Annotated in this window: 9 protein-coding genes and 1 tRNA gene; 5 read left to right on the top strand and 5 right to left on the bottom strand. The window is 36.9% G+C overall.

Annotation, left to right across the window (positions count from 1 at the left end; genetic code table 11):
* Together pyrF and Q0218_RS06520 are read left to right on the top strand one after the other, a co-directional pair.
* Window positions 1–549: orotidine-5'-phosphate decarboxylase (gene pyrF, locus Q0218_RS06515; protein ID WP_297967721.1), on the top strand; the 549-nt coding region annotated here is incomplete at its 5' end.
* A gap of 554 nt (window positions 550–1,103) precedes the next feature.
* Window positions 1,104–1,358, top strand: coding sequence for a helix-hairpin-helix domain-containing protein (locus Q0218_RS06520; protein ID WP_297967724.1), 255 nt, complete (start codon window positions 1,104–1,106; stop codon window positions 1,356–1,358).
* A 144-nt stretch (window positions 1,359–1,502) separates the two neighbouring features.
* Here Q0218_RS06520 and Q0218_RS06525 read toward each other — a convergent pair whose 3' ends face one another.
* The 4 genes from Q0218_RS06525 to Q0218_RS06540 all read right to left on the bottom strand — a co-directional run bounded on the left by Q0218_RS06525 (window position 1,503) and on the right by Q0218_RS06540 (window position 3,737).
* The gene (locus tag Q0218_RS06525; RefSeq protein ID WP_366517424.1) at window positions 1,503–2,078 is read right to left on the bottom strand and encodes a restriction endonuclease subunit S; all 576 of its coding nucleotides are present in this window, start codon (window positions 2,076–2,078) and stop codon (window positions 1,503–1,505) included.
* 133 nt (window positions 2,079–2,211) lie between these two features.
* Window positions 2,212–2,646 carry a hypothetical protein gene (locus Q0218_RS06530; protein ID WP_297967727.1) on the bottom strand — a complete coding sequence of 145 codons (435 nt, stop codon included), beginning with the start codon at window positions 2,644–2,646 and terminating at the stop codon, window positions 2,212–2,214.
* A gap of 148 nt (window positions 2,647–2,794) precedes the next feature.
* Entirely contained in the window at window positions 2,795–3,244 is a 450-nt protein-coding gene (locus Q0218_RS06535; protein WP_297967729.1) for an N-6 DNA methylase, read from the bottom strand.
* Between the two features lie 253 nt (window positions 3,245–3,497).
* The gene (locus tag Q0218_RS06540) at window positions 3,498–3,737 is read right to left on the bottom strand and encodes a type I restriction enzyme HsdR N-terminal domain-containing protein (protein ID WP_297967732.1); all 240 of its coding nucleotides are present in this window, start codon (window positions 3,735–3,737) and stop codon (window positions 3,498–3,500) included.
* A gap of 577 nt (window positions 3,738–4,314) precedes the next feature.
* Between Q0218_RS06540 and Q0218_RS06545 the strand changes: the two genes are divergently transcribed.
* Window positions 4,315–4,782 (top strand): IS1595 family transposase, encoded by a 468-nt coding sequence (locus tag Q0218_RS06545; protein WP_297967735.1) that lies wholly within the window; start codon window positions 4,315–4,317, stop codon window positions 4,780–4,782.
* A gap of 69 nt (window positions 4,783–4,851) precedes the next feature.
* Complete coding sequence (locus tag Q0218_RS06550; protein ID WP_297967744.1) at window positions 4,852–5,310, top strand: transposase; 459 nt, start codon at window positions 4,852–4,854, stop codon at window positions 5,308–5,310.
* A gap of 142 nt (window positions 5,311–5,452) precedes the next feature.
* Here Q0218_RS06550 and Q0218_RS06555 read toward each other — a convergent pair whose 3' ends face one another.
* On the bottom strand, window positions 5,453–5,776 hold the full coding sequence (locus Q0218_RS06555) for a hypothetical protein (RefSeq protein ID WP_297967738.1): 324 nt from the start codon (window positions 5,774–5,776) through the stop codon (window positions 5,453–5,455).
* Window positions 5,777–6,010: 234 nt separating this feature from the next.
* On the opposite strand from Q0218_RS06555, the gene Q0218_RS06560 reads away from it, so the two are divergent.
* Window positions 6,011–6,101: transfer RNA gene (locus tag Q0218_RS06560), tRNA-Ser, on the top strand.

Raw genomic sequence — 6,101 nt, forward strand, 5'->3', positions numbered from 1 at the left:
GAGGAGCTAAAAAAGCTCGGAAATTTTAAAATTTTCCTCGATCTAAAGCTCTACGACATCCCAAACACGATGGCCGACGCCGCCGAGGAGATCGCTAAGCTTGGCGTCGATATGATAAACGTACATGCAAGCAGCGGCAAGCGCGCGATGGCTACGGTGATGGAGCGACTGGACAAGCTCGGTTCGCGTCCATTGGTGCTTGCAGTCTCTGCGCTAACGAGCTTTGACGAGGCCGAGTTTAGCTCGGTTTACGAGCAAAATTTAAGCGACGCCGTGCGCAAATTTAGCGTGATGAGCTATGAAGCGGGGCTTGACGGCATAGTCTGCTCCGTATATGAAAGCCGCCTAATCAAGGACGCCACGAGCGCAAATTTTATCACGCTTTGCCCGGGCGTACGGCCGTTTGGCGAGAGCGCGGCGGATCAAAAGAGAGTAGCGGATCTGGGCGCCTCGCGCGAGGCGGGGGCTGATTTTATCGTGGTAGGTCGTCCGATCTATCAAAGCGCCGATCCGCGCGGAATTTGCGAGCGGATTTTGGATCAAATTTAACGCCTGAGTTCGCGTAAAATTTAGTCTCAAATTATTTTAGTCCGGTTTTCGCGTGAGAAATTTTAATCAAAACGCGCACAAAGGCGGCTCGGAGGATGTCGAAGCGTCGCCGTCATCTTTTTATAAAATTCGTTGGGGTTTGAAACATTTTACCCTTTTTCTCTGGCGCATCAACAAGGTCGTGTAAATTTACTCCGTTGGGGGTTTGAAACTTTTAAATCTTGTGCAGATTGAAACTTTATTTGTGAATGCAAATTTACCCCGTTGAGGATTAAAAACGTTTAAGCTTTGCCGCGCCAAAGCTTCCCTGCTAGCTTGCGAATACAATTTCCGATAATGAGTGCGGCGGCGGACGTCTTAACGCTAAAAAACGGCGCACATAAGGGCGGCGGCCTAGTGGTGAGATAAAATTTTAAAAATTTTCGAACCGCGTGGATAAATTTTAAAATTTGCCTCACACGAGTGAAATTTTAAAATTTCGTACCGTCAATGGATTTTAGAATCCCATCCAAGTGGCGAGCCAAGCGAAATTTGAATGAAGATCGGAGTAAAATTTGAGTAAAGGCGCGAGTGATTTTAAGAAAATCCCCTATGTCGGCGAGGCGACAGAGGCCGATCTGCTCGCACTCGGCTACACAGGCATCGCTTCGCTAAAGGGCGCGGATCCGGACGAGATGTTTGAACGTACAAAGGCGCTCGGACGCGGCAGCGACAGGTGTATACTCTACGTTTACCGCATGGTTTGCTACTACGCAAATACGCCCCATCCCAACAAAGCCAAGCTAAAATGGTGGCTTTGGAAGGATTAAATTTGCAAATTTGACATGCGATAAGCGGTTTAAATTTGAATAAGCAAGCCTATCTTTGCAAAATTTAGCAGTATTATGTAGTATTCGCACAAGACTATATAATAAAAATATAACTTCTTGTCGAAAAAATTCCATAATTCTATACTAATTACATAACTTAGGTATAATACACACCGAATTCTTTTTTAAATCGTTAATTTGGCTGAGCATAGCCCATTGTCCATCCATTGCTTCTGAAACTTTATCTGATATTTTTTGTTGCTTATTTTTATCTCTATATATCGGTATTTTTAACTCTTTCCATCTATCTGCTATATTTGGAAGGGTAGTATCTAAAAACACCTTGCTTTCTATTTGCGAAAAAGTATATTTGTGAGAAAGGGCGTACAATAAATAATAAGGTGTTACGCCGTATTTATTTTCAGGTTTTGCCATACGTATAACAAGTATCTCTCTAGTTAACACACATTCTAAATCAAAAGGTGACACCATTGCTACGCTACCTATTCTATAACTACCTCTACAAACAAATAGTATGTCTTTTTCTTTAAGTCGCTTATCTTCCTTGTATAGTTTATCATATTCTTTTTGCGGAATTAAAGCTGTGGGGTCTTTATATATTTGCCAATTAACAATATCCTTAACCCTAATATATGGCTTATCGCCCTTCCCTTTAAATTCTGCTTTTGGGGAGCCGTTTACATCAAAAACCTCTATTATTTTTCCTCAAATAAAGTATTTAGGCTAATTAACTTAACACCTTCTTTTTGAGATTCTTTTTCTAGTTCCTTTTCTTTGGTTTGCCAATAATATCTAAGTATTAAAATATCCCTTTGTTTTAAATCACAAGCTTTTATTTTAAAAGTATAATGTTTTTTCTTTTTTCGTTAAGTTCATCTAGTATTAGCAATGTGTCATCTTTTATGTTTTTGTTTTCATTATAAATAGGGTTTCCGTTATGGTCCGTGTCCGATATGGTTTGCGACCACCATCTAATACATTTTGCGTTGTTGTGCGGTCTAAAAGTATTGTGTGGTATATCTATAACCCATTGGATATTATGACGGTATATAAAATCTCTTACTTTTTTGCCAGCCGGGGCGTGAAAATATGTTTCTGGTAAAATTATTGCCAAAACCCCACCGTCTGATAATAGCTGTAAATTTCTTTCTAAAAATAGAGTCGACACCACTCCCTCTTCTTTGGTGTTAAGCTCATATTGTTCTAGTTTACTTTCTCCTATGATTTTTATATCTTTTCCGAATGGGGGGGGGATTAGAGAAAGCAATATTAAAAGAACCCAAATGGATATTTTGTTTTGTTTGAGGAGATCAATTTTCCGGCTCTTCTAAACTGTCTTCGCAAAATATACCTCCTTTACCGTCCCCCAAGATAGCCATATAGGATTTTCCCACTTTAGTTAAAAAACTATCTTTCTATTCTTGATACCAACCTCTTTTTTCTTCCCATAAAGATTCATTGTTATCTATCTCGCGTTCAAGTTGTCCGCAAATATGCTTTAGAGCCTCTACCAAAAATCCACAACTACCGCAAGAAGGGTCGATTATTAATTGATGTCTATTTGGATTTACTATTTCAACCATTAATTTAACTATATTTTTCGGAGTAAAAAATTGCCCTTGACTTCCTTTTAACGAGTATCCTATAAATATCTCAAAGGCGTCTGCAATCATATCCCTATCGGTATCCACTATGCATGTATTTTGAAGTTTGCCTATAATATGCTTTAAGGTTTTTCCATCAAACGTTATATTATCGTCAACCGTCAATACGTCATTATATTTATTTTTTACTTCATTAAACAATTTAGCAATACGTGCTTTAACATATTCATCTTTCTCTTGTAATGAAGCCCTAAATGTCAAAATATCATCTTTTTTGTAAAGCGCTCATCGTAAATTTTACACAGCATTAGATATATCATTTCCTTGGCTATCTGCTCGTCTCTGTTTACTCCGGAACTATTTGCCACAATATATCCCCTTATTTCTTTAAAAAGAGATTTTATATTGTGGGTAGGCTTTAAATCTTTTCTTTTGTATAACCCTATATCCTCCAATTTTTCATTGGCTTTTGGAAAAGCACTTATAGTTTCAAAATCCAAACCATCTTTTTTAATTATTTTTTTATATAAACACTATGGGTTCCGTTAAACCAAACACCAATGTTTGCTTCAGATAGACTTAAATAATTTTTTAGTTGTTCTATTCTATCCTTTTTTGTTTTCTTTTTACATTCGACAATTATTTTTAATATTTTTTTATTTTCAACTTCTTCAAAAATCGCAATATCGACAGGAAATCCTTTCTTGTCGGACGGTCTTTTCTTTACTTTGTATTGAGGGTGGGCTACTATCATCTCTTTTGGATATAAATAATCTTCGTGTAATATTTTTAAAACGGTTGAACGGCGTCAATTTCTTCTGGCCTAGCAACTATTTCTTTGCCGCTTATATAATCTTTTATTTTTTCTATTTTGCTAACGTTTTCTTCTTTGACTTTACTCATAGTATTTTATCGTCCTTTTTAGTTTTTATTTTTATCCAATATCCACATTCTAATAACTTTAACAATTTCGTCATCGTCCAACTCATTAAGTAAATTTAGTAAAGCTTTCATCGCCAACGGTTGATTTCTACCGCGAGAATACTCTACGTATGTCCTATGTTGAACGCCTATACGCTTCGCCATTTCAGCTTGCGATATAGTCTTTATCTCTTTTGCTTCTATGAGCTTATGAATTCTGTTTATCAAATCGTTTAGTTCCATAACTTAATTATAGCAAGTTTATTCTTAAAACAGTCTTGAATATTAGCTATAAATATCTTATTAAGATATATTTATAATAATTTAGGATTTAAATATATCTATGTTTAAGATAAATCTAATACATTTTTATGTATAATAAGGTTATAAGAACATAAAGGATTAAAAAAATGTCCCAACACTTCCTTCTCTCGTCTAAAGCTAGAATAATCTCGGTTAGAAAGATAGCTTCGATGAGCGAGAACGAGTGTTATGAGTATTTTAAATCGATTCGTTGGAGCAGCAATAAGGGTAATCCTATCTGTCCGACTTGCGGAAGCGCTTCATCTCACTATTTTATAGAAAGTAGACTACAATATCGCTGCAAGGATTGCTTTCATACCTTTAGCGTTACAAGCGGAACGATATTTCACTCTCATAAGCTTGATTTTAAGGTCATACTTCTTGCTATCGTAATATTTTCTAACGCTACGAAAGTAATTTCAGCCTTACAGCTTAGTAGAGACCTAGACGTTCAATATAAAACGGCTTGGGTCTTATCTCATAAAATAAGAGAAAGCCTTATGACTAGCGATAGTGGAAATAAATTTAGCGGAGTAGTCGAAATGGACGGAGTATACGTCGGAAACTATATATAAAGCCGGCTAATAATATAAACTAATAGAATAGATAGACGAAAAGCTTTTAAGCCCAATAAGAGAGTTATTATATCGCTTAGAGAAAGAAATCTACTTGGAAGCGGAGTTAGTAAAACTAAGACCTTTATATTAAGAAGCGAGAATAACGTAGATATAAACGCTATCGCTAAATCGCATATTGCGCCAAATAGCGAAATTCATACCGATGAAAACTCGGCTTACGACGATTTGCTAGCTTACTATGATTTAAAAAGAGTAAATCACCAAAATAGAGTATTCGGGACTAAATGGGGGAGAATAATAACCAAAGCGAAAGCTTTAATGCTAGATTTAGACGTTTACAATACGGTCAATGCCCATAAACTAGGAACGCTTTACTTATCGAACTACGCAAACGAGATTGCTTACCGAGAAGATACTAGAAGGCTTGATAATAAGGCTATTATGGACGATATTTTATCAAGATGTCTAGCCGACAACTCGATATCAAATGAATTCTGCGGTTATTTTACTTCGCTGTGCTCGTAACTGCAAGCAGACGGCAAGGTAACCACAGAGTAGCCGAAAGACTTGGAGCTTAGGAAGCTATCTTATAAAATTTTACTCCGTTGTCGGTAAGTAACGAGACAGTTCCTCTTTTTATGAGCTTTGAAATTAAAGAGGATATGTTTTACTTATATTTGGCGATAAGGGAATCATCTGCTTTTTCATCTTTAAAAACATACTCGGCTATTTCATTTACAGTGCTAGGCTTTATCTTTAAACACTCTATAATCCTACGATTTAGCTCACCGTGAGGAAAATACGAAGCATTGCTAACTCTTTTAGCCCGAATGAACGTAGTTCTATAACTAGGGTCGAATATCGCGATAGCTTTATCTATCGTTTCAAGTTCGGATTTTATCTTTAAAATTATATCTTGATGATATTTGATATTTCCTTGAAGCTCGGAATGCTTACTAACGAGAGCAGATATTACGTGAGATTCAGCCATATAAAATCCTTTACGATATGCTATAATAGACCGAATTTTAGTGGATTTTATAGTGAAAGTCTTGTGCGGATGCTACATAATACCGTAAATTTAGCTTAATGCACCGATGTTGAAATTCGTAAATTCATCGGCTATTTTACGTGACTATTTTTCTGCGTGAGAGCGGTGGGTGCGAAAATGCAAATTTAAGCAAGATATCAGCGGTATTTAATTATAATGCGGTTTCTTTTTTGTGGACAGATGGGTGAGTGGCCGAAACCACACCCCTGCTAAGGGTGCAGCTTCTAACCGGGGCTCGAGGGTTCAAATCCCTCTCTGTCCGCCA

This window comes from uncultured Campylobacter sp. (assembly GCF_938039245.1).
In the GTDB taxonomy this organism is placed as follows: Bacteria; Campylobacterota; Campylobacteria; order Campylobacterales; family Campylobacteraceae; genus Campylobacter_A.

Coding starts and splice junctions, on each gene's coding strand:
- Q0218_RS06540 (WP_297967732.1), bottom strand. CDS start 3,737: ATGATAGTAGCCCACCCTCAATACAAAGTAAAGAAAAGACCGTCCGAC.
- Q0218_RS06545 (WP_297967735.1), top strand. CDS start 4,315: ATGTCCCAACACTTCCTTCTCTCGTCTAAAGCTAGAATAATCTCGGTT.
- Q0218_RS06555 (WP_297967738.1), bottom strand. CDS start 5,776: ATGGCTGAATCTCACGTAATATCTGCTCTCGTTAGTAAGCATTCCGAG.